Consider the following 23801-nt stretch of genomic DNA (forward strand, 5'->3'; position numbering starts at 1 on the left):
GTCCACCGCAACCACGCAGCAGCCACTGGAGAGCCCGTTGCAGTGAAAGCTGCACGGCGGGTTCGGGAGGAGGCCGTCGGAAAAGGACCAGCCCCACGCTGGCACCTCGCCGACGGCCCACCTCACGATCGAGCCGGTACCCGCGTGAACGAGGGGGTTCTGCTGCTGTTCTTGCGGCGAATCTTTCCGGAGTGGTCGATCGTATTGGACCAGGACGGGACATGGCGGGTGAGTGGTCACGTTCGCGTGTCGGCCTCGTCCGTTGACGGGGTATTGGAGGTGCTCGCCGTGGTCGAACCCGAGGCGGAGGATCGGGTGCGCCAGTTCTTTCGCTGAGTCCTTCTTCTCAGCCCGCGTTCTACCGATGCCGTTGGGGGATGTGGGTCTTCGTTTTGTCGAGGCGTCGGCGGACCATTTCCTTGATGTCCTGGGGTAGGGCTTCGGCGGCCGGGAGGCGGGGCAGCAGGTCCGGCTCTCGGGTCAGGGCACGGAAGGCTAGGGCGACGGTCACCTCATGGTCGGGGCGGTGCACGATCTCGACGGCGTCGCCGGCGCGAATCCGACCTTCTGCGATGACGCGGAAGTAGGCGCCCGGCCTGGCCGCCTCGGTGAACCTCTTGATCCAGCCGGTCTGCTCCAGCCAGCCCTGGAACGTCCCACAGGGAACCCGGAAACCGGAGACCTCCAAGACCACGTCCTGGCCCACGCGCCAGTGTTCGCCGATCACCGCTTCGTTGACCATCAACCCGCTGGTGGTGAGGTTCTCCCCGAAGACGCCGTTGCGCAGCGGCCTGCCCAACTCGGCTTCCCACGCGTCCAGGTCCTCTCGGGCGTAGGCGTAGACGGCCTGGTCGGAGCCGCCGTGGTGCCTGACGTCGTAGACGCGGTCACCGGCGAGACCGACCGCACCGTCGCCTCGGGGACCGGGGGCGGTCACCATCACCGCCCCGTCCACCGGCTGTTTGTCGATTCCCGTCAGAGCGGAGGCCCTCCGAGGGTGGGGCCGCGGCTTTCCGACGTTGACCGAGAGAAGCTTCATGGACGGTCGCCGCCCACTTCGTCCGAGCGGTCATCTGGCATGGCGTGACCGGCGGTCCGGGTGCGTAGGTGTTCGGCTTGTGCGGCGAGGTCGCTGCGTACGTGGGCGAGGGCGGCTATCCGCTCGTCGAGGACGCGGAGCCGCTGCTCGTAGACCTCCAGAGCCGGTGCACACGGTGACGAGCCCAGGTCGGGGCTCGCCAGGCAGGACCCGAACTCCCTGACGTTCTCCACGGACAGGCCGGCGCCGAGCAGGTGGCGCAGATTGTTCACGAGCACGACCGCCTCGTCGCCGTAGCGGCGGTAGCCGTTGCGGTCGCGGCGCGAGGCCAGCAGGCCGCGCTCTTCGTAGTAGCGCAGTGAGCGGGTGCTGACCCCGGTGCGCCGGGCGAGTTCCCCGATGCGCATCTCGTGATCCGCACGGTCATCGGAGTCCATCGCTCCAGTGTGCCGTCTCTGCCGTGCGGTCATCGTCCTGACGAGGGGCGGCAGAAATCGTCGCGCTGCAGGACGACGATCGGTATCGCCCTGCCGGCGGCCGACTCGAACTCGGCGAACGCCGTCATGACGGCGGCCTGGTCGGCCCAGATCCGCTCGCGTTCCGCTCCTTCGGCGAGCCGGGCCCGGACCGGGATGCTCTCCGTGCCGAACTCGATCGCGACCTGCGGATTCGCCATCAGGTTGCGATACCACGCCGGATGATGCGGGCTCCCCCCGTAGGTCGCGAAGACGGCGAAGCCGTCGCCCACCGGCTGGTAGACCAGTGGGGTGATCCGCTCGCGTCCGGTCCTGGCGCCGGTGTGGTGCACCAGGATGATCGGTACGCCCTGGCCCGCGTCGAAGGCCGGGAGCGGGGGCGGGACGGGACGGCCCGCGGCGAGGTCGTCGTCCGTGCTCCAGTCCACGCGACCGGCGTTCGCCCGGAACTCGGCGATGATCTTTTCGTTCCATCCGTTGATGTCAGCGGCCATGCGCGCAAGCTACGACCTTGCCACTGGCGTCAAGGTCAAGCGGGGTGACGGGATTTACTTCGCCAGCAGTTCGAACAGGCTCGAGAAGCCCTGGTCGCCGCGGCCTTCGGCGATCCTGCGGTCCATCAGCTTCTTGACCTCGCGCATTCGCAGGGCTTCCACGCCGGTGGATTCCCGGTGGGAGATCATGTCGTCCATCAGTGCGGCCTGGACGTTGAGCGAACCGAGGTCCGGGCCGTAGTCGCCGCTCTTTACCGCCTTGCCCATCGAGGTCAGCAGTGGTGGGTGGACGGCGATCGAGCCGGCGATGCGCTCAGCGAATTCCGCCACGTCGACGCCTTCCGCCTGAACCAGCCTCAGCGTGTGCAGAAAGCCGATGAGGAGTTCGTAGGAAACCGCGACCTGGGCCAGGAACTCCACGGCGGCCAGGCCCGCGTCTTCGCCGTGGTAGGAAATGGTGCCCAGTTCTCGCAGCGTCGGCTCGTGGGCGTCGAACGCGCCGCGGGACCCGCTGAACGGGAACATGATGTTCGGCGTCCCCACGTACGGCGGATCTCCCATGATCTTGCCGTCAAGGTACTCGGCGCCCTGCTCGTTCGCCCAGCGCTCGTTCACCCTGCCCTGGGCGGGGGAGCCGCTCGTCAGGTTCACCAGGGTCTTGCCCGCGACCGCTCCATCAAGGGAGCCCAGGACCTCGTCGACCGCTGTGCCGTCGAGCAGGCAGACCACGACGAGCGGGCTCGCCGCGACAGCTTCCGCGGCGGTCGGGGCGGCCGTCGCGCCGGCGTCGGCCAGCGGTGCGCTCTTGCTCGCGGTCCGGTTCCAGACCGTCGTGCGGTATCCGCGTTCGACGAACATCCTGGCGATCGCCGATCCCATTTCACCGAGACCGAGCACGGTGACCTGACCGGTGGGGCCGTCGTTTGTCGTCATGGTGCTCCCCTTCCGTACCGGACGAATAGCTGACTGTCCGTCACGCTAGGACCTCAATCGCACTTGAGATCAAGCGCGATCGTCGGTGCTGATGGGCGGGCACCGCAGAAGAGGAGGCCCGCTCGGCGGTGCGAGCGGGCCTCTTCATGGGGGCGTTACGGCGGGTTCTGGTACGGGCCCTGCTGTCCAGGCGGCGGACCTGGCGGGCCAGGCGGCGGACCTGGCGGGCCGGGCGGCGAACCTGGCGGGCCGGGCGGCGGACCGGGCGGGCCGGGCGGAGCCGGTGGGCCGGCGTACGGACCCGGCCCTGGGTACGGGCCGTTCGCCGGGGTTCCGGGCGGTGTGCCTCGCCTGCGGGTTCGCAGGAGCAGGAGGACGGTGCCGACCGCGACCAGGATCAGCAGGGGGCCGCCGCCCCAGACGAGGGGGCCGGAGCCGGAGACCAGCGAGATGATGCCGCCGTCATCCTCTTCGTCCTTCTCGTCGTTCTTGGGGGCGGCTCCGCCCGGGGCTTGCCCCGGGCCCGCGTCGGGCAGCTTGGCGCCGCCCGCGTACTGCGGACCGGGCTCGGGGTTGCCGACCAGGGACACGTCGACCGTCACCGGGTTGTCGATGGGCTCGTCGCCGGTGGTGCCGGCGGACACGGCCATGTAGTACCAGCCGGGCAGCATGTCGGCGGGTTCGCCGCCGCTGTCACGGTTGGCGTAGCGGACCTGCCTGGTCGCGAGCGCCGGGTCGTCTTCCGGGACCTTGAACGCCTCACTGCTCGTCGAGCCGTGGTCCCAGGAGATCTCCTCCCGTAGCGGGCTGTAGAGGCCGATCCTGAAGCCGCGGTACCGGTCCTCGCCCTCCCCGACCCGCAGCCGGTAGGCCAGTCCCTGGCCCCAGCCGACGCGGACCCGGTAGAAGACCGTCTCGTTCGTCCTGATCGTGTCGCTGAAGTAGCCGGCGCCGGGCAGCGCGGTGGCGGAGGAGAACGATCCGGCGCCGATCACGGGCCGCGCCTGCCCGCCGGGCTCGGCGAAGGTGACCTCCTCGCCGGGCTGCGGGCCGGGCGAGCCGGTGACCGGAGGCTCCCGCTGGAAGAGCAGTTCCAGCGGGGCCGGGGCGCGCGCGTCGCTGCGCTCGCCGCGCTCCACCCGGACGCTGAACTTGCCCGGCTGCTCGCAGATCTCGTCGGCTTCGGCCTGTCCCTGCGCCGGCACGTGCCAGTTGCGGACGGCGGTGGAGATCGGGTGGCTGCCGCTCTTGACGTCGTGGGAGTACAGGTCGCCGCAGCGGGTCCCGTCGGAGGCGAAGTGCTGCACCTTGAGGACCTCGACACCGCTGTCGACGCCGAACGACATCACCGCGGAAGCGTAGGCGGTGTGGCCCGCCGGGACGTCGAGCGTGTAGTACTTGGCCTCGCCCGCGTTGAGCTGGTCGAGGTAGGCGCCAGGCTTCACCTCGGGCGCTCCCTGTGCCTGAGGGGTTCCGGTGATCGGGGTTCCGGCGGGCTCGTAGGTGCGCAGGGCGCGCTGCCCCATCCGGCCCAGCTCGCGCTCCAGTTCGTTGGAGTCCGGTGCGTCGGCGTAGGTGCCGCCGGTGGCCTGGGCGATGCAGGTGAGCTGCTGCTTGGTCTTGCCGTCGACGTCGAAGCCGACGGTGTGCACCCGCATGTCGACGCCCTGCTCGGCGAGCTCCTTGGCGACCTCGCACGGCTCGGGTGGGGCGCAGGTGTCCTCGCCGTCCGAGACGAGCACGATCGACCGGGGCCCCTCCTTGGGCAGTGCCCCGGCCGCGGTGCGCAGTGCCTGCCCGATGGGGGTGTAGCCGCGGGGCGTGATCCCGTCGGTGGCGCGCAGCAGGCCGGCGCGGTCGGTTCCGACCGGCTGGGCGACCTTGACGTCCTTGCAGCCGGCCGCCTTTTCCGCGGGGCTGTTGCCGGTTCCGGTGCCGTACGTGGTCAGCCCGAGCTGGGAGCCCTGCGGTGCGCTGTTCACGAGTCCGCGGACCGCGCGTTTGGCGGCGTCCATCTTCACCTCGCCGCCGGACTGCGCGGTCATCGAGCCCGACGCGTCCATGACGAGCATGACCGGGGCGAGCTGCTCCGGCGCCTCCGGCGCCTGCGGCGCCTGCGGCTGGGCGGGTGCGGCAACGGCGGGCGGCGCGAGCACCATGACGAGCGCGAGCGCCAGGGTCCCGCACAGCGCCGCCCGTAGGGCTTTCACGCGCCTCGTCACTCCGTCCACCGTTCCCCCAGGCTTGGCATATGCAAACACCCTCCGTTTTTCTCTAGCAGCTGGCCGAGGATCACCCTAGTTGCGTTCATGTATGCAATCAAGACGTTTGCAAAAGTAAATCTCATGGGCGGTTCGGGGTCTGCGGGGCGGTGGCCGTGGTCGGCCGGATGCCGCCCACGGGCGGCTTGAGCTGCTCGCCGCTGGCCTGGGGTCTGTTTTGTCGTGACTTGACCGGGTAATGCGGCGCCGTACGCGAGTGAGACCACGAGGTGGACAGGACATGAACTTCCGGACGGGACTGGCCGCCGGTGCGGGCGGGGCCCTCGCCGTGCTGTCGGTACGGCGCCTCGGCCGCCGGGCCCTGGGCGGCGTCGTCCAGCGGCTCGAGAAGCGGCTGGAACGCGCCGTCCGGGACCTCACGGCCAAGGCCGAGCAGGGAGGTCCGCTCGTCAAGGCCGCTCTGGCCGGGGCCAAGGCGCTGTCCGAGGGCAAGTCCCCGTTCCGCGCGCTGCTGAGCTTCGGCTGGACGGCCCTGAAGGAGACCCTCGCCCGCATCTTCGGGCGTGGACGAAGGGGGAAGCTGACCAACATCGTCGAACAGACCGACATCGGTGCGCCGCGCCGTCTCGTCTACGACCAGTGGACGCTCTTCCAGGAGTACCCGTCCTTCATGAAGAAGGTGGAGAGCGTCGACCAGGCCGGCGAGACCAAGCTGAACTGGAAGGCGAAGGTCTTCTGGTCCAGCCGGACGTGGGAGTCCACGATCACCGAGCAGGTGCCGGACGAGCACATCGTGTGGCGGTCCAAGGGGCCGAAGGGCCATGTGGACGGGACGGTCAGCTTCCACGAGCTGACCCCGAACCTGACCCGCGTCCTGCTCGTCCTGGAGTACCACCCAGTCGGACTCTTCGAGCGGACCGGCAACCTCTGGCGCGCGCAGGGCCGCCGGGCCCGCCTCGAACTCAAGCACTTCCGCCGTCACGTGATGACGCGGTCGCTCACCCGCCCCGACGAGGTCGAGGGCTGGCGCGGCGAGATCCGTGACGGCGAACTCGTCACACCCCCGAAGTGAGGTACAGCATGAAACGCGGAAACCCGATCGGGCGGTTGCCCGTCGGAGCACTCACCAAACGGCTGCCGGGCGGCCGCAGCAAGCGCATGCCCGGCCTCGGCGGCATCACCAAGAGCCTGCCCGGCGGGCGGGCCATCGGCACGGCCGGCGGTGTCCTGCTCGGCGCGGGCGCGGCCGCCGCGGCCGGCAAGGCGCTCACCGGGCGCAAGGGCGAGCAGGGCTCGGCCGACCCGGAGGAGCCGGAGCAGAACGAGAAGCAGAACGAGAAGCAGAAGAACGCCCCCGAGAAGAGCGAGGCCGAGAGCGCCGAGCAGTCCGGCGAGCAGGCCGCCGAGAAGAACGGCCAGGGCGTGTTCGGGCGCATCAAGGACACCGTCGGCGGCGCCATCCCGGGCGTCGGCAAGGACGAGGGCAAGGACGAGGACGCCGGAAAGGGCGGCGGCAAGGGCGGCGGTGGCAAGAAGGTGAAGGTCACCAACATCGTCGAGCACACCGACATCGGTGCGCCGCGCCGCCTGGTCTACGACCAGTGGACGCAGTTCCAGGACTACCCGTCCTTCATGAAGAAGGTCATCAGCGTCGACCAGGCCGACGAGGCCAAGCTGAACTGGCAGGCCAAGATCTTCTGGTCCAAGCGGACGTGGGAAGCCACGATCATCGAGCAGGTGCCGGACGAGCACATCGTGTGGCGGTCCAAGGGCTCCAAGGGCCACGTGGACGGGACGGTCAGCTTCCACAAGCTGTCGCCGAACCTGACCCGCGTGCTGCTCGTCCTGGAGTACCACCCGCAGGGCCTCTTCGAGCGGACCGGGAACATCTGGCGCGCCCAGGGACGCCGCGTCCGGCTGGAGCTCAAGCACTTCCGCCGGTACGTGATGACGCAGTCGCTCGCCAACCCCGACGAGGTCGAGGGCTGGCGCGGCGAGATCCACGACAGCGAGGTCGTCGTGACGCACGAGGACGCGCTGGCCGAGGAGGAGCGCGACCGCGAGGAGAACGCGCGGGACGCCAAGGGAACCAAGGCGGCCAAGGAATCCAAGGAGACCAAGGGCGCCAAGGAGACCAAGAAGACCGAGCCGGCCGAGGAGGAGTACGAGACCGCCCGCTGACCGGGCCCGGCGGGCGGCCCGGCGGGACCATTCCGGCCGGGCGGCCCGGCGCCGTCAGCGGGGTCGGGCGGGGCCGTCAGCGGATCAGGCGGGCCAGCTCGACGCGCGAGCGGATCCCGAGGCGGGTGAAGACGTTGCGGAGATGGTGGTCGATGGTCCGCGGGCTGAGCAGCAGGCGCGCCGCGATCTCACGGTTGGTGGCGCCTTCGGCGGCCAGGCGGGCGATGTGGGCCTGCTGGGCGGTGAGGTCCCCGAAGCCGTCCGCCGTGCGGGTCGCGGTCGCGGTGCCCGGTCCGCCACCGTCCGCCCCGGACTCGCGTACACCGGCCGGCTGGGCCGGTCCGGAGGCGGGCGGCGGCGCGATCGTCTCGCCGGCGGCGCGCAGTTCCGCGCGGGCCCGGAGGGTCCACGGGACGGCGTCGTACCGCTCGAAGATCCGCAGCGCGGCGCGCAGGTGCTCGCGGGCGGCGCGGGGGCGGCGGCCGCGCCGGAGCCGGTGCCCGAACAGCAGCTCCGTCCGGGCCAGGTCGAACACGGCGCCGGCGGTCTCGTGGAGGCGGAGCGCCCCGGTGAACTGCTCCTCGGCCTCGGCGTCGCAGGCGGCCAGGAGCGCTTGGCAGCGCCGCGCGAGCGCCGCACGGGCCGGGGCGTGCGCCGTCCCGTCCGTCCAGCGGCGGTAGTGCTCGAACGCCTGGACGGCCTGGTCGCGCTCGCCGGCCAGGACCAGCGCCTCGACCAGGTGCGGGACGGCCAGCAGCCGCGCCGGCGGATGGGCGAGCCCGGCGCGGCCGGGCAGGCTGAGGCGCGCGGCCGCGTCGGCGGGACGGTCGGCGGCGAGGTCCAGGCAGGCGGGCGCCCAGGAGCCGAAGGCGGCGGCGCGGGTGAGGCCGCGGCGGCCGGCGGCGCCGCTGAGCGGTTCCAGGTGGCCGTGCGCGGTGTTCTCGTCGCCGTTGAAGGACGCCGTGAGAGCGAGCGTGGCGAGCTGCTCGGCCGCGTGCGCGTGCAGCCGGGTCGCGCGGGCGAGGCGCAGCCCGTCGTGGCAGGCGGCGATGGGGGACGGCGGATGCCCGAGGAGCGCCTCGCAGCGTCCGGCGACCGCCAGCGCGAACGACTCCAGTGGCGCGTTCCCCGCCCGGCGGGCGGACGCGACGGCCCCGGCGGCGAGGGTCCGGGTGGCGGGCGCGTCGCCGAGCACGAACGCCGAGAGCGCGGCCCACGTCTGCGCGGCCGGGTCGGTGACCTCCGCGCCGAGCAGGACGGAGCGTCCGAGCCGCTGCGCCGCCTCCGCGTAGCGGCCGCGGATCGTGGCGGCCATCCCGGCGAGATGGGTGAGCATCAGCTCGGTGCGCGGTCCCGTCCCGTCGCGGGGCAGCGTCGCGGCACGGCCGGCGATCTCCAGGTAGGCGTCGTGGTCGCCGGCCGCGTCGGCGGCCTCGGCGGCCCACATCAGCGCGGTCAGCGCCGTGTCCGCGTCGCGGCCGGCGAGCCGTTCCGCCGCGTCCCGCAGCAGCGGGACCGCCGCGGCGGGGGAGCCCGCCGCCACCTCGATCTCGCCGCGCAGCAGGTCGGCGTGTGCGGCGCTCTCCCCGGCGCACGCGTGCGGCCGGGCCTCCCGCAGCAGCGACCGGGCCCGCCGCGACCGTCCGCTCGCCCACGCGTCGCCCGCCGCGGACAGCAGCCGCCCGCTCCTCGTACCGCGTTCGGCGGTGAGGGCGGCGGCGCGCTGCCAGACCCGCCACGAGTCGGCGTACCGGCCGGCGTCCTGGGACGCCCGCGCCGCCGCGGCCAGCTCGTCCGCGAGCCGGTCGTCGGGTTCGCCGGTGACGGCCGCTCGATGCCAGAGGCGCCGCGGACGCTGCCACTCCTGCACGAGGACCTCGGCGAGCAGCGCGTGCGCGCCCTGCCGTTCCTCGCGCGACGCGTCCGCCCACAGCGAGGACCGGACGAGGCGGTTCCGCACCGTCACCGCCTCGCCCTCGAACCGCAGCAGCCCGGACGCGCGGGCCGCCTCGACGTCGCGCGGGCCGATCCCGCCGGTCCGCGTGCCGTCGGTCTGCGTGCCGTCGGTCCGCGCGCCGTCGGTCCGCATGGCGCGTGCCACGGTCGCGCTGCTGAGCCACTCGTCCGCCACCGCCATCAGCACGAGCCGCTGGGCGCCGGCGGGGAGCCGCAGGCAGCGGCGGCGATGCAGGGCGCGCAGCGCACTGTCGGCGGGAAGCGAGCGGGGCGGCGGCGCGGTCCCGGAGAGCTGCCCCGCGGTGAGCGCGGCGGCGAGATCGCGGATCGCGAGGGGCACGCCGCAGGCGAGATCGACGACCTCGTCGGCGAGATCGCCGCCTACCGTGCCGCCTCCGAGGGCGTCCTGTAACACCTGGAGGCTCGCGTCCTCGTCGAGGGGCGCGAGGTGGAGCCGGCGGATTCCGGCGAGGCCGTCCGGGGCGCGTCCCTCGCCGCGCGCGGCGAACAGCACGGCGACGGGCTCGTCCTGGACGCGGCGCGCGGCGAAGGCCAGCGCCTCCAGCGACACCCGGTCGAGCCATTGGACGTCGTCCGCCCAGCACAGCACGGGCCCGCCCCGGGCAGCCCGGCTCAGCAGCTCGCACACCGCCGCGTACAGGACGAACGGCGTGTCGTGGCGCGGGCCGCCGGAGATCGCGCCGAGCGCGTCGCGGTGCGCGGACGGCAGCTCCGCGATCAGCCCGGACAGCGGCCGGAGCAGCCGGTGCAGCCCCGCGTAGGGGACGGCCGACTCGCGGGGGACGCCCGTGGTGCCGAGGATCCGGAAGCGGGGTGCGGCCGTGGCCGCCGACGCCTCCAGCAGCGCCGTCGCGCCCATGCCCGCGTCCGCGACGATCGCCAGCGCGCCGCCGTGTCCGTCGCGGGCGCGGTCGAGCATCGCCCCGATGACGCCGAGTTCACGCTCACGTCCATGGATTCGCTGGGGTGGGGGTGGGAGTTCCTTTGCCATGGCGGTCCTCCTGCGGGGCACGACCTCGACCCGGCGAGGTCTCGACTAGAACAGATCTCTAGAACGAGCCTCTACAATGGACTGCTATTGGACGAGGTCTTCAAAGGGAGCGGGCCCATAGGTCAACACGCGTCCCCCGGACGGGTCCAGAGCGCCGTTCCGTTTCGGGGACGCGGCGCAATCCGGGCGGGCCCCGATTGGGCACCGGCACAGTCTGGCCGCCCGGCGATGGCCCGCGGATGCCCCTGATGACACGATGATGCACCCGCGTTGTGCTGGAGGTGGCCCACCATGACGGGAGGACGGCTCGGGACGGCCGGCGAGCTGAACGCCGACCGCGATGCCGACCGCGATGCCGACCGCGGCGCCGACCGCAGTGCCGGGCGCGCCGATCGGGAGATCATGCGCAAGGCGGTGCTGCGCCTCAGCGACCGCCTGCCCGATCTCGCCGACCGGCTCACCGCCGAGATCCTGTCCGGCGACGGGGGCAGCGACCGCGACGAGGAGTTCTCCCGCGACGTGTGGGAGATGTGCCATACCGGGCTCGGGCACGGCTTCGAGACGATCCTCGAACCCGGCCGCGGCCGCGCCGACCTCGAATGGGCGCAGCGGCTCGGGCAGCGCCGCGCCCACCAGGGCCAGCCGCTCGACCAGCTGCTCCGCTCCTACCGGCTCGCCGGAAAGGTGTTCTGGGAGGCCGTGGTCGAGGTCGTCGACCGGCACGACCCGGACAGCGTCTCGACCCTGATCCGGCAGGCGACCCGCACGTGGGACACGATCGACCAGCAGTCCGGCGCCGCGGCAGCCTCCTACCACCGCACCGAGCTGGCGCTCGCGCGCCGCAGCGAGGAGCGCATCCAGGCGATCGTGGACGCGCTGCTGGAAGGCCAGGGAGCCGACGGCGGCCTGCTGTCCACCGCCACGTCCGTCCTCGGGCTGCCCGCCACCGGCCGCTACGCCGTCGTCATGCTCGGCGCCGAGAGCGGGTTCGGGGACGGCGTCGAGCGGCGCCCCGGCGACACGGCCGGGATGCGGTTCATCTGGCGGCTGCGCACCGACGCGCAGGTGGCGCTCGTCGCGCTCGGCACCGCCGAACTCGACGACCTGGTCGACGCCGTCCGCCCCTACGCGCGCTCGCACGCCGGCGTCAGCCCCGTCGTCGACTCCCTCGCCGAGCTGGGCACCGCCCGCTGGTTCGCCGAACTGGCCCTGCGCACCTGCCGGGGACCCGGCAACCAGATCGCCCGCCTCGACCGCCGCCTCCCCGACGCCCTCGTGCTGTCCCAGCCGCGCCTGGCCGGGCGGCTCGGGCACGTCGCGCTCGGCGGCCTCGCGGACGTGGAACCCGCCTTCCGCGACGTCCTGCTGACGACGCTCGGCGCCTGGCTGGCGTGCGACGGGTCCGCCGCCCGCGCCGCCGACCGGCTGTTCTGCCACCGCAACACCGTCCTCAACCGGCTCCGCAAGATCGAGCAGCTCACCGGCCGGACACTGGCGAGCCCCCGAGACATGGTGGAGCTGGTCCTCGCGCTGAGCGCGCTGCGCCTGCACGGCATCGCCCCAGGGAACGGCGCCGGCCCCAGGAACAACGAAGGGCCGCCCGCGCGCAGAGGCGGCGGGCGGCCCGGCCGGTGAGACCCGGGAGCGGTGGGCTCTACTAGTGGGGGCAGGTGTCGCGGTACTCGGAGATGTCCGAGTCAGTGCGGGGCGGGGGGCACAGGAACTGGTCGTAGCGGGTGTCGTCGTCGACCCACCGCTTGAGCCAGGAGATGCTGAACTTCGCGATCGTCGTGTCCGAGGTGTTCGGCGCGAAGTGGCTGGCGTTGTTCAGCTCCAGGTACGCCTTCTCCGTCGCCGCCGGGATGCTCTCGTAGAACGGCTCGGCGTGCGAGCGCACCGACGCGACCGAGTCGTTCTCCGCCCCGATGATCAGGGTCGGGACGCGGACGTTCCGGAAGTTCTTGTTCGTGTTCCACGGGGTCAGCGGGATCGCCGCCTGCAGTTCCGGCCGGTCGAGGGACGCCTCCAGCGATCCGCCGCCGCCCATCGAGTGCCCCATCACGGCGAGCCGGGACGCGTCGATCCGGTTGCGCACGCTGCTGCGCTCGGTCAGGTAGTCGAGCGCGGACTCCAGCTGCCGGCCGCGGCTGGCGGGCTGGTCGAAGCGGGAGTTGGTGTCGATCGTGAAGACGACGAAGCCCTGCGAGGCCAGCCGCGGCCCGTACCAGGACATGGTGGACTGGCTCGCGGTGAACCCGGGCGCGATCGCGACCGCGCCGAACGTGCCCTCGTCGGTCTCCCTCGGGTAGTAGATCGTCCCGCCGCCGAAGCCGGAGACGACCAGCGACGAGACGCTGTCCTCCGACACCGAGAACGGGCCGCGCGGGGCCTCGACGCTCGACTCCGACGGATCGGGGCCGCGCTCGTACGGGTTGTCGGCCGCCTGCGCGGCCTGCGGGACGGCGGCGACGGTTCCCGCGGTCAGCGCCGCGGCGAACAGCATCTTCGCCGCGTGCCTGGGGGTGGATAGCACGTCGATTCGCTCCTGTTCGGGGGGAGGGAGCCGGTGCCCGGCTCCGGGGACGCCGCCATTCTCAGCAGGCGCCCCGCCCCCGGACATCGGCGAAATCGCCGGTCCATCGACCCTTTCTCCGTCCCCGCGGGCGGCCACCGGTCCGCGCCGCCGCCATCTCCCGAGCCCGCGCGGTCGGGCGCGTGGTTGGGTGGTGCGGGGCGGCTCTCGGCGGGGGAGTGGAGGTTCGTTGGCTGAGGCGGTTCCGGGGCCGCGGGGCGCACGGCTGATCGTCGGGCTGGTGATGGCGTCGTTCGCCGGGGTCTACGTGCTGGCGGCGCCGTCGCGGACGGACGGGGCCGCGCAGGTCGGGGCGGCGGCCGTCCTCGCGGTGCTGGTCTTCGTGCTGCAGCTCGCGTGGGTCGTTCCCCGGTTCGGGCGATGGCGCGCCGGATGGGTCGTGCTCGGGCAGGCGCTCTCCGCGTACGCGTGCGTGCTGGCCTTCGGGACGTCGGTGGGACTGCTCGGGTTCGTCGCCGGGTCGCTGCTGCTCGCGGGAGCGTGGGCCCTTGCCGTCCCGGTCGTGGGGAGCGCGGCCGTCATCGACGGTGTGCGGGGCGGCGCGACCGCCGACGTCACGATCACGTGCCTGCTCGTCGGGCTGGTGGTGTACGGGCTGGTGCGGCTGGCCGACCGGGTGGACGACGCGGCGGCGGCGCGGCTGCCGCTCGCCGTGGCGGCGGTCGAGCGGGAGCGGCTGCGGATCGCGGCGGAGCTGAACCGGGGCCTCGGGGACGGGCTCGCGGCGATCTCGCAGGGGAGCCGCCGCGCGCTCGGGCTGCCCCCGTCCGGTTCCGGGGCGATCGGGGACGTGCTGGCGGTGGCGCGGCGGTCGCTGAACGACGCGCGGGCCGCGGCGTCGGACTTCCGGAGCATGTCGCTGGCACCGGAGGCGGCGGCCGCACGGGCCCTGCTGGAGGCGGCGGGCGTCGAGGCGGAGGTGCGCAGCGGGCACCGCGAGCCCCTCGGCCCGGCGGGGTCGCTGCTGGCGCTGGTGCTGCGGGAGGCCGTCACGGACGTGGTCCGCGAGGGGTCGGCGCGTACCTGCCTGATCGAGACGTCCGAGAGCGGAGGCGTCGTGCGGCTGCGCGTGGTCAACGACGGCGTCCGGACGGCCGCGCGGGGCGAGGACGAACTGGAGAGGGCGGCGGAGCGGGTTCGAGACGCGGGCGGGTCCTTCTCCACACGGCTGGAGGATGACGGCCGGTTCGTGGTGGAGGCGGGCGTGGACGCCGGGGAGCGGGTCGTGAGCCTGCCCGACCGGACGGCGTACCGGCTGTCGCTCACCTTGCTGGCGGCGGTGCTGGCGGGGTTCTCCGTGAAGGGGCTGCTGCTGCTTCCGTGGGGGCCGCTATGGGCGGGCGCCGCCGCCGGATTGGCGGCGATCTCGGTGGTCCAGCTGATCTGGGCGGGCACCGGCCGCCCCCGATGGTGGCCGCCGGTCCTCGCGGTGGTGTGCGTCGCCTCCGTAGCGGTGTTCGGGAAGGCGTCGCTGGGCCTCTCCGGCTTCCTCGCCGGGACTTTCCTGGTCGGGCTGCCGAAGCGGATCGCTTTTCCGCTGGTGGCGGCGACGATGGCCGGGGTCGGCGTCGCCGCCGGGATCCTGGGCCTGGGACCGGCGGACCTCGTCAACCATGTGGTCAGCACGCTGGTGACGGGGCTCGTCGTGTACGGGCTCGTCCGGCTGGCGAGGCTGGTGCGGGACCTGCAGCTGGCGGGTGAGGAACTGGCGCGGGCGGCGACCGTCCAGGAGCGGCTGCGGGCGGCGCGGGACCTGCACGACCTGCTCGGGCACAGCCTCGCGGCGATCCTGCTGAAATGCGAGTTGGCGCGGCGGCTCGCGGACGCCGACCCGGGACGCGCCCGCAGGGAGCTTGAGGAGGTCGTCGACATGGCGGAGCAGGCCCGCCGGGACCTGCGGACCGCGACCGGTGGCGACGCCGAGCTGTCGCTGGACGGCGAGGTGGCATCCGCCCGGTCGGTGCTCACGGCGGCGGGCGTCGAAGTCGAAACCGAACTGGGCCACGCGGTCGGGGACGACGCGGTTCTGGACGAGCGTGTGTCGGCGGTACTCGGCATCGTGGTGCGCGAGGCGGTCACGAACGTGCTCCGGCACAGTGCCGCGACCGGCTGCACCATCCGGACCTGGCGGGACGGTGACGCCGTGTGGCTGGTCGTGGAGAACGACGGGCTCGACCCGCAGGCGCCCCCCACACCTCCCGGCTCGGGAATCGGGAACCTGACGACGCGGCTCGCCGCGTTCGGGGGAACCCTCACCGCCCGCGCCGACGGCGAGGGGCGGTTCCGGCTGGAGGCGAGGGTCGGTTAGAGCCAGCCGGCTTCGCGGGCGATGCGGGCGGCGTCGGTGCGGTTGCGGGCGTTGAGCTTGGTGACGACGGCGGTCAGGTAGTTGCGCACCGTCCCGGCGGACAGGTGCAGGCGCTCGGCGATCTCCGGTGCCTCCGCCCCCTCGGCGGCGACGCGCAGCACGTCGGTCTCGCGCGGGGTGAGCGGGTTGTCGGCGTGGTCCCACGCGGTGAGGGCGAGGTTGGGATCGAGGACGCGCTCACCCGCGGCGACCTTGCCGATGGCGGTGGCCAGTTCCTCCGGAGGCGCGGTCTTCAGCAGGAAGCCCCGGACGCCGGCCGTCAGAGCGCGGCGCAGATGTCCGGGCTTGCCGTGGCCGGTGAGGATCAGCGTCGCGACGTCCGGCATGGCGTCGTGGAGCGCGGCGGCCGCGGCGAGCCCGTCCAGGCCGGGCATGTCGATGTCGAGGACGGCGACGTCGGGACGGGCCGTCCGGGCGGCGGGCAGCACCTGGTCACCGCGATCCACCTCGGCGACCACGGTCAGGCCGGGTTCCAGGTTCAGCAGGGCGGCGAGGGCGCCGCGGACGACGTGGTGGTCGTCGGCCAGGAGAACCTTGAGCACCCCTTATGTCTACCAGCGGCGGCGCGCCGCCGGGACCCCGTCACGGCCGCACCCATGACGAGATCACATATGACCGGTGATCACGTCTCTGGTCCGTGAACGCCCAGTTCAGAAGACTTGCAGGCATGAACAGCACAGACATCGACATGATCGGCGCCGGTGTGGACGACGCCGTGCGCATGGAGAAGGTCAGCAAGGTCTACGGACGGGGCAGGGGGGCGGTCGCCGCGTTGCGGGAGGTGACGACGGCGGTCCGGCGGGGGCGTTTCACGGCCGTCATGGGGCCGTCCGGTTCGGGTAAGAGCACGTTCCTGCACTGCGCCGCCGGGCTGGACACGCCGACGTCCGGCAAGGTGCGGCTGGGCGACACGGACCTGTCCTCGATGAACGAGACGAAGCTGACCGAACTGCGCAGGGAGCGGGTCGGGTTCGTTTTCCAGGCGTTCAACCTGGTGTCGTCGCTGACGGTGGAGCAGAACATCACGCTGCCGCTGCGGCTCTCGCGAACCGGCGTGGACAAGGCGTGGCTGGCGGAGGTGATCGCCCGTGTCGGGCTGGCCGACCGTGCCGGTCACCGGCCGGCGCAGCTGTCCGGGGGACAGCAGCAGCGGGTCGCGATCGCCCGCGCGCTGGTGACGCGCCCGGAGGTGGTGTTCGGGGACGAGCCGACCGGTGCGCTCGACACGATGACGGCCCGCGACGTCCTCGCCCTCCTGCGGGAGGCGGTCGACGCCATGGGCCAGACGGTCGTGATGGTCACGCACGACCCGGTCGCCGCCTCGTACGCCGACACGGTGCTGTTCCTCGCCGACGGACGCATCGTCGACCGGATGAACGCGCCGTCCAGCGACAAGGTCGCCGCCCGCATGACCCGGTTGGGAGCGTGGAAATGATGCTCTGGCTCGTTCTCAGCACGCTGCGGCACCGCAAGGCCGGTTTCGCGGGCGCGTTCGTCGCGCTGCTGTGCGCGGCGGCGCTGGTCTGCGCCTGCGGCGTCCTGCTCGACACGGGACTGCGCGGGTCGGTCGCGCCCGAACGGTACGCGGGCGCCCCGGTCGTGGTCACCGGCGACCAGTTCGTCCACAAGACGATCGAGAAGAAGGAGGGGAAGCAGAAGCACAAGGCGAAGGCGATCGCTGAGCGCGCGTGGCTGCCGGCGTCCGTCGCGGACGAGGTCCGGAACGCGGACGGCGTGCGGAACGTGATCACCGAGGTTTCCTTCCCCGCAGAGATCGGCGGCTCGGGCGGCGGCGGCCGCGAGTCGTGGGGCCACGGGTGGGAGTCCGCCGCCCTCACGCCTTTCACCATCCACCAGGGACGTGCCCCGACCGCGTCCGACGAGATCGTCATCGACGCCGCGACGGCCCGCGCCAACGGCCTCCGTCCGGGGTCGGCGGTGAAGGTCACCTCCGCCGCCCCCGGCACCTACCGCGTCGCAGGCGTCACCAAGCAGTCCCTTGAGCACCAGACCGCCGTGTTCTTCTCCACCGCCGAGGCCGAGCGGCTGTCCGGACGGGCCGGCATGGTCACCGCCATCGGCGCGCACGGCCCGGTGAAGGCGGTCGAGGACGCCGTGGGCGGCACGAAGGCCACCGTCCACACCGGCGAGGACCGGGGCAAGGCGGAGTTCCTCGGCGCGGAGAAGTCCCGGATCAAGCTGATCAGCATGGGCGGCGCGCTCGGCGGGACGGCGCTGCTGGTCGCGATCCTCGTCGTGTCCGGGACGTTCGCGCTGTCGGTGCAGCAGCGGGAGCGGGAGATCGCGCTGCTGCGGGCCGTCGCCGCCACACCGCGCCAGGTCCGCCGGATGATCGGGCGGGAGGCCCTGCTGGTCGGGTTCGTGGCGGGGCCGCTCGGCGCGGCGGCCGGGCTGCCGCTGGCCTTCTGGCTGCGGGACCGGTTCCGCGGCCTCGGGGCGCTGCCGCCGAACCTGGACCTGGTCGCCGGCCCGTTCCCGCCGCTGGCCGCCACGCTCGCCGCCGTCGTCGCCGCGTTCGCCGCCGCCCGGATCACCGCGCGGCGCACCGCCCGGATCCGTCCCGTCGAGGCGCTCGGCGACGCGGCCCCGGGCCGGGGCGGTGGGCGCGGCGTCGTGCGGGTCCTGGCCGGTCTCGCGGTCACCGCCGGCGCGGTCGTCCTGACGATCGTGCTGTCGGGCCTGAGCACCGAGGCGGCGTCCAGCCCGGTCACGATGCTGACCGCGATCGTCTGGACGGTCGCGGTGGCGCTGCTCGGCCCGGTCATCGCCCGCGCCGCGGTCGCCGTGCTGTCCGTGCCGCTGCGGCTCTCCCGCGTCGGCGGGCATCTCGCCGCCGCGAACCTCGGCACCGGCGCCCGTCGTGTCGCGGCGATCGTCACGCCGCTGACGCTGATGATGGGCCTGACCGCGACCATCCTGTTCGTGCAGACGACCATGGGCCACGCCGCGACGAGCCAGGCGAGCGAGGGCACGATCGCCGGGCACGTCATGGGCCCCAAGGTCCCGCACGGCACGGCCGAGGAGATCCGCCGGGCGCCGGGCGTGACCGCCGCGACCGAGGTTCTGCGGAGCACCGTCCGCGTGGACCTGGAGAACTACGGCATCCAGGGCGTCACGCGCGACGGCCTGAACCGCACCATGGACCTGGACGTCCGCGACGGCTCGCTCAAGGACCTCGGCTCCTCCACCATCGCCGTGAGCACCACCGCCGCAGATCGACTGGACGTCCGGCCGGGCGACACGCTGAGCCTCGCCCTCGGCGACGGCACCCCGATCGAGCCCAAGGTGATCGCCGTCTACGAGCGCGGGCTCGGCTTCGGAGACCTCACCGTCTCCCGTGACCTGCTCGCCGCCCACGTCGACGACCCGCGCGGCACCCTGCTGATCGCGGGCACGCCTCCCGAGGGCCTGCCCACGACCGACGCGGCCACGCTCGCCGAGGACCGGGCGACCACGAACGCCGAGGTCAACTACGTCGCCATGGGACTGATCATCGCCTTCACCGCGATCGCCGTCGTGAACACCCTCGCGATGTCGACCTCCGGCCGCGCCAGCGAGCTCGCGCTGCTGCGCCTCGTCGGGACGACCCGCCGCCAGGTCATGCGGATGCTCGGCTGGGAGACCCTCGCCATCGTGGGCGTCGCCGCCGCCCTCGGCACCGCGATCGCCCTGATCACGCTCACCGCGTTCAGCAGCGGGATGACCGGCGGCGCACCGCATGTCCCGCCGCTCGGCCACCTGGGCGTCCTCGCCCTGGGCGGCGTCCTCGCCGCGGTGGCGACGGCCCTGCCCGCCCGCCTCGCCATGGCCGCCCGCCCCGCCGACACCATAAACACCCGCGAATAGCACGCGGGGCCGGGCTGCCGGTCAGTCCGCGTCGGTGGCGGCGAGGATTGCGACCGTCCGGCCGTCGGGGCGCAGGACGGCTATGCCCACGTCCAGCGGAGGGACGATCTGGAAATGCCAGTCCGAGGTGAAGAAGAGCCAGGTGCACTGGGCGGCCGCCTCCTCGGTGGCCGGGATGTCGCCGTCCCCCGTCCCGGTCAGGGCGGCCAGCGCCTCCCAGGCCGCATTGCGTCCGTAGGCGGCCTTCATGCCGGCGCCGTAGGCGCTGCCGCCGGACGCGCCGCCGAGGAGCTTTCGCAGGACGGCGCGTGCCTTCACCCTGTGCGGCCCGTCCAGGGTGCCGCCGACGCTCTCCGCGGGGAGGGCGGCCAGCACCGAGGCGCCGAAGTCGGCGGGCGGGATCGGCCGGTCCAGCAGGAAGAGCCTGGCCTCCGTGCACTCGCTGTCGGCCATGACCCAGGCGCGGTGCGCGCTCAGCGCCCGCCTGGCGTCCGGCCAGTCGAGCTCCGTCGCCGTCACACCGGCGTCGCGTGGCCCCGGCACCGGAGGCCCGCCCTTGTCGGGAGCGGGCCAGTCGGGCTTCGGGAGGCCGGGATACCAGGGCATCCCGAGCTTCTGCTCGGAGGGGGCGCGCCGGAGCGGCAGGTTGCCGAGGGGATGCCCGGCGGCGCGGAGCCGTTCGGCGAACCCGGCCGCCGCGGGAGCGTCGTGGCGCAGCACGGTCTCGTGCAGCAGGCAGGCGGCGAGCTCGTCCGACGCCTCCGCGGTCTTGAACACCGCGAGGAGGTGGCCGAGGGGCTGCGCGCTCGCCAGCCACTCGGCGACGTCGGCGGGTTCGTAGCGGACATCGGTCCACCGGCGGCCCTCCTCGGCGATCAGGCGGACGGTCGTGACCCGGTCCGCGTCGCCGGGCGCGGTCGCCAGCCGCTGGAGCGCGACCTGGAAGGCGTAGCGCATCGGGTAGGTCGGCCGCTCCGCGCGCAGCAGCGCGAAGAGCAGTTCTTCGAGCCACCCGGGGTCCGCCTTCTGGACGACCCGGTCGGTCACCTTGACCGCCGTGCTCCATTGCGGGTCCCGGTAGTCGTCCGCCAGCCCCATCCGCCGGACCGCCTCCTCGACCTTCATGGGCGAAGTGTTCCAGGTCCGGCAGATGGCTCCCGTCAATTGCCGGAGGGCTGCTTCGTCTCGCCGAAGGCGGGGCCGATCCGGTGCCGGGCGTAGCCGAGGTAGAGGGCCGCGCCGGCGAGGCCCACGGCCGTGAGCGTGATGACCATGCTCCACTCGATGTACCAGGCGTCGCCGGTGTCGCGCGGCCAGATGATGTTGATCGTCTGGACGGCCAGCCACACCGCCGCGACGTAGGTCACCGGGGCGCTGAAGCGGCCGAGGCTGAACGATCCGGGGCGCCATCCGCCGCGCAGGTGCAGGAGCGCGGCGCCCCACACCGGCAGCCCGAACGCGATGTAGAAGCCGATCGTCGTGAAGTTGACCAGCACCGAGTACAGCGTCGAGCCGGACAGCAGGACGAAGAAGGCGGCGCCGGCGGCGGTCAGCAGGATCGCGGGGACGGGCAGCCGCTCCGCCCCGGCCAGCCGCCCGAGGACGCCCGAGCCGGGCAGCGCCCGGTCCCGTGCCGACGCCCAGATCACCCGGGACACCGCGGCCTGGACGGCGAGGAAGCTCGCCAGGAAGCCGATCACGAAGATCACCAGCAGCGGCCGCCCGATCGACGAGCCGAAGTGGAACACCAGCGTGCTGCTCACCGGGTCCGCGATGCTCCCCGACATGGCCTGCGGCAGGTCGGGGATCGCGAGGATCAGCCCGGCCGCCGAGTACATCACGACGATCCCGACGGCCAGCAGCGAGAAGATCAGCGCCTTGGGCACGTCCCGCTCGGGGTTCTCGACCTCCTCGGCGATGGAGCCCGCCGACTCGAAGCCCACGAACGACCAGCCGACGAACGCCGCGGCGGCGAGCATCGGGCCGGCGAGCCACGCCCCGCCGGAGACCGCCCCGGCGCCCTCGAACAGGACGCCGAACGACTGCTCCCGGTAGAAGAGCAGGAGGACGGTGCCGAGCCCCACGGACGCGACCACCTCGCAGATCAGGCTCGCCATGACGAGGATCTTCAGCGTCCGGCGGCCGACGATGTTGGCGAGGCTCCCGAGCGCGAGGATCGCCAGCGCCGTGCCCATCGTGGCGGCCTCGCCGGGGGCGTCCACCCCGGCCGCCTGGAGCAGGAAGCCCGCCGCGCCGTACGACAGCGTCGACAGCGCGATCGTGAGGCCCCACATGTAGGCCCACGCGGCGAACCAGCCCGCGCCCGGACCGCGGACGTGCCGGGCCCACTGGTAGACGCTGCCCTCGTACGGCCAGCGGGACGCCAGCTCGCCGAACACGCAGGCGACCAGCAGCTGCCCGCCGAGGACGATCGGGAACGCCCACCAGAACGCGGGCCCGGCCGCGAGCAGGCCCAGCGTGAAGATCGCGTACAGCGCGACGATGGGGGAGACGTCGGCGAACGCGAGCGCGGTCGCCGAACGCAGGTTGAAGCCCTTGCGAAGCGTGTGCGGGTGTTCGGAGGGCGCCGGCGCCTTGCCGGTACCCGTGCTGGACGAGGTCATCGCGTGTCTTCGCTTTCGTTGTCCCGGGGGTCGGACGAGGCGTGCGGCGGGAGGCGATGCGGGCCGGGGAGAACCTCGGGGCGCGGGATCGCGCGGGGCGGCAGGCCCAGCGAGCGGACATGCCGGGCGATCTCGCCGAGCGGGGCCAGCCACACGTCCGGACGGGACGCGACGTGCTCGATCAGCCCGTCCAGCGCGGCGGCGCGTCCGGGACGTCCCGAAAGGAACGGGTGCGCGGTCAGGACGAAGCAGCCGTGGTCGTCGCGCATCGCCTCGAACTCGGCCCGCCACATCTCCACGGCCTTGAACGGGTTCTCGATCAGGCCGGTCCCGGAGATGTCCGGCAGGTAGCAGTACTGCTCCCAGTCGTCCAGGCCCCAGTGGACGGGGATCTCGACGATGGACGTGCCCGTCCCGGTGTCCAGCTCGTAGGGGACGTCGGCGTCCATCAGGCTGGAGTCGTACAGGAAACCGCGCTCGGCCAGCAGCCGCGGCGAGGCGTGGGTCAGCTCCCACATCGGCGCCCGGTACCCGTCCGGGCGGACGCCGGCGACCTCCTCCAGGGCGGCCAGGCCCCGGTCGAGGATCTCCGCCTCCGTCCGCTCGTCGACGGCACCGTCCGGCCCGGCCAGCGGCTCGTGCAGGTAGCCGTGGTGCGCGATCTCGTGGCCGCCGTCGACGATCGCGCGGACGGCGTCCGGATGGCGGTGCGCGGTGTGGCCGGGGACGAAGAACGTCGACCGGACGCCGTGCCGGGCGAGGATCCGCAGCAGGCGCGGCAGCCCGGTGAGCGGCCCGTACACCTGGTGGCTCAGCACGCTCAACCGCTCCGCCGCCCGCGGCTGGACGCTCAGGACGGCCGACTCCCCGTCCACGTCGAAGCAGAACGCCGCCGCCGACGTCGCCGTGCCCGGCCAGCGGACCGGATCGGCGGGGCGCATCGCGCCCGTCACGCCCGGCCCTTCGCCAGCAGCCCCAGGATCTCGTAGATCACCGTGGCGGCGGCGATGGAGGTGATCTCGGCGTGGTCGTAGGCGGGCGCGACCTCCACCACGTCCGCGCCGACGATGTTCAGCCCGGCCAGCCCGCGCAGGGTGCCGAGGAGCTCCCGGCTGGTCATGCCGCCGCTGTCGGGCGTCCCGGTGCCCGGCGCGTACGCGGGGTCGAGGACGTCGATGTCGACCGACAGGTAGACCGGCGCGTCCTGGACCCTGGCCCGCACCCGCTCGGCGACGCCCCGCGCGCCGATGCCGTCGAGTTCGGCGCAGTGCACGATGGTGAATCCGAACCTGGCGTCGTCCACGAGGTCCATCGGGTCGTAGAGCGGGCCGCGGATGCCGACGTGCGCGCTCGCGTCCCGCATCAGCAGCCCCTCCTCGGCGGCGCGGCGGAACGGGGTGCCGTGCGTGTACGGCTCGCCGAAGTAGGTGTCCCAGGTGTCGAGGTGCGCGTCGAAGTGGACGAGGGCGATCGGGCCGTGCAGCGCGTGCGCGGCCCGCAGCGCGGGGAGCGCGATCGTGTGGTCGCCGCCGATCGTGACGGCCCGGCCGCCGTCCCCGGTCAGCTCCCGCAGCCCCGCCTCGACCTGCCTGATCGCCGTGCCGATGTCGAACGGGTTGCAGGCGAGGTCCCCGGCGTCCACCACCTGCTGTGACGCGAACGGCAGCACGTCCAGCGCCGGGTTGTAGGGCTTGAGGAGCCGCGACCCCTGCCGCACCGCCGCCGGCCCGAACCGCGCCCCCGGACGGTACGAGACGCCGCTGTCGAACGGGACTCCGACCACGGCGACGTCGTAGCCGGGCACGTCGGCGCGGCGGGGGAGGCGGGCGAACGTCGTCGGACCGGCGAACCGCGGTATCTCCAGCGCGTTCACCTGCCCGACCGGCCCTTGCCCGGTCGGCCCCTGTCCGGTCGGCCCCTGTCCGACCGGCTCCTGCCCGACCGGCCCCTGTGCGGCCGGGCCCGGCGCCGCCGGGTCGTGCTCTACCGGGCCCCGCTCTCCCGGGTCGTGGTCGACCGGCTCCATCGGGTTCCTT

Annotated in this window: 19 protein-coding genes; 7 read left to right on the forward strand and 12 right to left on the reverse strand. The window is 73.3% G+C overall.

Annotation, left to right across the window (positions count from 1 at the left end; genetic code table 11):
• Positions 1–336: hypothetical protein (locus E1285_RS46420; RefSeq protein ID WP_207946330.1), on the forward strand; the 336-nt coding region annotated here is incomplete at its 5' end.
• Positions 337–358: 22 nt separating this feature from the next.
• Here the strand turns inward: E1285_RS46420 and E1285_RS01195 are convergent.
• From E1285_RS01195 to E1285_RS46425, 5 genes are all read right to left on the reverse strand, one after another.
• The gene (locus E1285_RS01195) at positions 359–955 is read right to left on the reverse strand and encodes an MOSC domain-containing protein (RefSeq protein WP_243722460.1); all 597 of its coding nucleotides are present in this window, start codon (positions 953–955) and stop codon (positions 359–361) included.
• Between the two features lie 80 nt (positions 956–1035).
• Positions 1036–1476, reverse strand: a complete 441-nt coding sequence (locus tag E1285_RS01200) for a MerR family transcriptional regulator (RefSeq protein WP_347814054.1) — start codon at positions 1474–1476, stop codon at positions 1036–1038.
• Between the two features lie 29 nt (positions 1477–1505).
• Positions 1506–2009, reverse strand: coding sequence for a nitroreductase/quinone reductase family protein (locus tag E1285_RS01205; protein ID WP_207946331.1), 504 nt, complete (start codon positions 2007–2009; stop codon positions 1506–1508).
• A gap of 54 nt (positions 2010–2063) precedes the next feature.
• Positions 2064–2942: an NAD(P)-binding domain-containing protein gene (locus E1285_RS01210; RefSeq protein ID WP_132146747.1), complete on the reverse strand. Its 879-nt coding sequence runs from the start codon at positions 2940–2942 to the stop codon at positions 2064–2066.
• Positions 2943–3097: 155 nt separating this feature from the next.
• Positions 3098–5152, reverse strand: coding sequence for a VWA domain-containing protein (locus tag E1285_RS46425; protein ID WP_132146750.1), 2055 nt, complete (start codon positions 5150–5152; stop codon positions 3098–3100).
• 292 nt (positions 5153–5444) lie between these two features.
• Here E1285_RS46425 and E1285_RS01220 point away from each other — a divergent pair, with 292 nt between their 5' ends.
• Both E1285_RS01220 and E1285_RS01225 read left to right on the forward strand, forming a co-directional pair.
• On the forward strand, positions 5445–6236 hold the full coding sequence (locus tag E1285_RS01220) for an SRPBCC family protein (protein ID WP_207946332.1): 792 nt from the start codon (positions 5445–5447) through the stop codon (positions 6234–6236).
• An 8-nt stretch (positions 6237–6244) separates the two neighbouring features.
• A complete protein-coding gene (locus E1285_RS01225; RefSeq protein WP_243722461.1) occupies positions 6245–7345 on the forward strand; it encodes an SRPBCC family protein in 1101 nt (366 codons plus the stop codon).
• A gap of 76 nt (positions 7346–7421) precedes the next feature.
• On the opposite strand, the gene E1285_RS01230 is transcribed toward E1285_RS01225, so the two are convergent.
• On the reverse strand, positions 7422–10313 hold the full coding sequence (locus E1285_RS01230; RefSeq protein WP_132146756.1) for a LuxR family transcriptional regulator: 2892 nt from the start codon (positions 10311–10313) through the stop codon (positions 7422–7424).
• Positions 10314–10604: 291 nt separating this feature from the next.
• Between E1285_RS01230 and E1285_RS01235 the strand changes: the two genes are divergently transcribed.
• Complete coding sequence (locus E1285_RS01235; RefSeq protein WP_132146759.1) at positions 10605–11948, forward strand: helix-turn-helix domain-containing protein; 1344 nt, start codon at positions 10605–10607, stop codon at positions 11946–11948.
• 22 nt (positions 11949–11970) lie between these two features.
• Here E1285_RS01235 and E1285_RS01240 read toward each other — a convergent pair whose 3' ends face one another.
• Positions 11971–12816 carry an alpha/beta hydrolase gene (locus tag E1285_RS01240; RefSeq protein WP_132146982.1) on the reverse strand — a complete coding sequence of 282 codons (846 nt, stop codon included), beginning with the start codon at positions 12814–12816 and terminating at the stop codon, positions 11971–11973.
• A 259-nt stretch (positions 12817–13075) separates the two neighbouring features.
• Here E1285_RS01240 and E1285_RS01245 point away from each other — a divergent pair, with 259 nt between their 5' ends.
• Positions 13076–15214, forward strand: coding sequence for a histidine kinase (locus tag E1285_RS01245; RefSeq protein WP_207946333.1), 2139 nt, complete (start codon positions 13076–13078; stop codon positions 15212–15214).
• On the opposite strand, the gene E1285_RS01250 is transcribed toward E1285_RS01245, so the two are convergent.
• Positions 15211–15816 carry a response regulator transcription factor gene (locus E1285_RS01250; RefSeq protein WP_132146762.1) on the reverse strand — a complete coding sequence of 202 codons (606 nt, stop codon included), beginning with the start codon at positions 15814–15816 and terminating at the stop codon, positions 15211–15213. The two genes, E1285_RS01245 and E1285_RS01250, sit on opposite strands and share 4 nt — an antisense overlap.
• Positions 15817–15941: 125 nt before the next feature.
• Here E1285_RS01250 and E1285_RS01255 point away from each other — a divergent pair, with 125 nt between their 5' ends.
• Together E1285_RS01255 and E1285_RS01260 are read left to right on the forward strand one after the other, a co-directional pair.
• Complete coding sequence (locus E1285_RS01255) at positions 15942–16709, forward strand: ABC transporter ATP-binding protein (RefSeq protein WP_243722462.1); 768 nt, start codon at positions 15942–15944, stop codon at positions 16707–16709.
• The gene (locus E1285_RS01260) at positions 16706–19141 is read left to right on the forward strand and encodes an ABC transporter permease (protein ID WP_243722463.1); all 2436 of its coding nucleotides are present in this window, start codon (positions 16706–16708) and stop codon (positions 19139–19141) included. The genes E1285_RS01255 and E1285_RS01260 overlap by 4 nt, the downstream gene beginning before the upstream one ends.
• A gap of 21 nt (positions 19142–19162) precedes the next feature.
• On the opposite strand, the gene E1285_RS01265 is transcribed toward E1285_RS01260, so the two are convergent.
• Genes E1285_RS01265 through speB form a run of 4 tightly spaced genes read right to left on the reverse strand, consistent with a single transcriptional unit; the run spans position 19163 to position 23791 of the window.
• Complete coding sequence (locus tag E1285_RS01265) at positions 19163–20266, reverse strand: DUF6183 family protein (protein WP_132146765.1); 1104 nt, start codon at positions 20264–20266, stop codon at positions 19163–19165.
• 35 nt (positions 20267–20301) lie between these two features.
• Entirely contained in the window at positions 20302–21765 is a 1464-nt protein-coding gene (locus E1285_RS01270; RefSeq protein ID WP_132146768.1) for an amino acid permease, read from the reverse strand.
• Positions 21762–22718 (reverse strand): polysaccharide deacetylase, encoded by a 957-nt coding sequence (locus tag E1285_RS01275; RefSeq protein ID WP_207946334.1) that lies wholly within the window; start codon positions 22716–22718, stop codon positions 21762–21764. Before E1285_RS01275 ends, E1285_RS01270 begins: the two co-directional genes overlap by 4 nt.
• Positions 22715–23791 (reverse strand): agmatinase, encoded by a 1077-nt coding sequence (gene speB / locus E1285_RS01280; protein WP_132146771.1) that lies wholly within the window; start codon positions 23789–23791, stop codon positions 22715–22717. Before speB ends, E1285_RS01275 begins: the two co-directional genes overlap by 4 nt.
• Between the last annotated feature and the right edge of the window lie 10 nt (positions 23792–23801).

This window comes from Actinomadura sp. 7K507, from assembly GCF_004348425.1.
In the GTDB taxonomy this organism is placed as follows: Bacteria; Actinomycetota; Actinomycetes; order Streptosporangiales; family Streptosporangiaceae; genus Spirillospora.

Bases quoted from the DNA above. Each gene is read 5' to 3' on its own strand.
- E1285_RS01200 (WP_347814054.1), bottom strand. From the start codon at position 1,476: ATGGACTCCGATGACCGTGCGGATCACGAGATGCGCATCGGGGAACTC.
- E1285_RS01205 (WP_207946331.1), bottom strand. From the start codon at position 2,009: ATGGCCGCTGACATCAACGGATGGAACGAAAAGATCATCGCCGAGTTC.
- E1285_RS01210 (WP_132146747.1), bottom strand. From the start codon at position 2,942: ATGACGACAAACGACGGCCCCACCGGTCAGGTCACCGTGCTCGGTCTC.
- E1285_RS01220 (WP_207946332.1), top strand. From the start codon at position 5,445: ATGAACTTCCGGACGGGACTGGCCGCCGGTGCGGGCGGGGCCCTCGCC.
- E1285_RS01225 (WP_243722461.1), top strand. From the start codon at position 6,245: ATGAAACGCGGAAACCCGATCGGGCGGTTGCCCGTCGGAGCACTCACC.
- E1285_RS01230 (WP_132146756.1), bottom strand. From the start codon at position 10,313: ATGGCAAAGGAACTCCCACCCCCACCCCAGCGAATCCATGGACGTGAG.
- E1285_RS01235 (WP_132146759.1), top strand. From the start codon at position 10,605: ATGACGGGAGGACGGCTCGGGACGGCCGGCGAGCTGAACGCCGACCGC.
- E1285_RS01240 (WP_132146982.1), bottom strand. From the start codon at position 12,816: ATGCTGTTCGCCGCGGCGCTGACCGCGGGAACCGTCGCCGCCGTCCCG.
- E1285_RS01255 (WP_243722462.1), top strand. From the start codon at position 15,942: ATGAACAGCACAGACATCGACATGATCGGCGCCGGTGTGGACGACGCC.
- E1285_RS01260 (WP_243722463.1), top strand. From the start codon at position 16,706: ATGATGCTCTGGCTCGTTCTCAGCACGCTGCGGCACCGCAAGGCCGGT.
- E1285_RS01265 (WP_132146765.1), bottom strand. From the start codon at position 20,266: ATGAAGGTCGAGGAGGCGGTCCGGCGGATGGGGCTGGCGGACGACTAC.
- E1285_RS01270 (WP_132146768.1), bottom strand. From the start codon at position 21,765: ATGACCTCGTCCAGCACGGGTACCGGCAAGGCGCCGGCGCCCTCCGAA.
- speB (WP_132146771.1), bottom strand. From the start codon at position 23,791: ATGGAGCCGGTCGACCACGACCCGGGAGAGCGGGGCCCGGTAGAGCAC.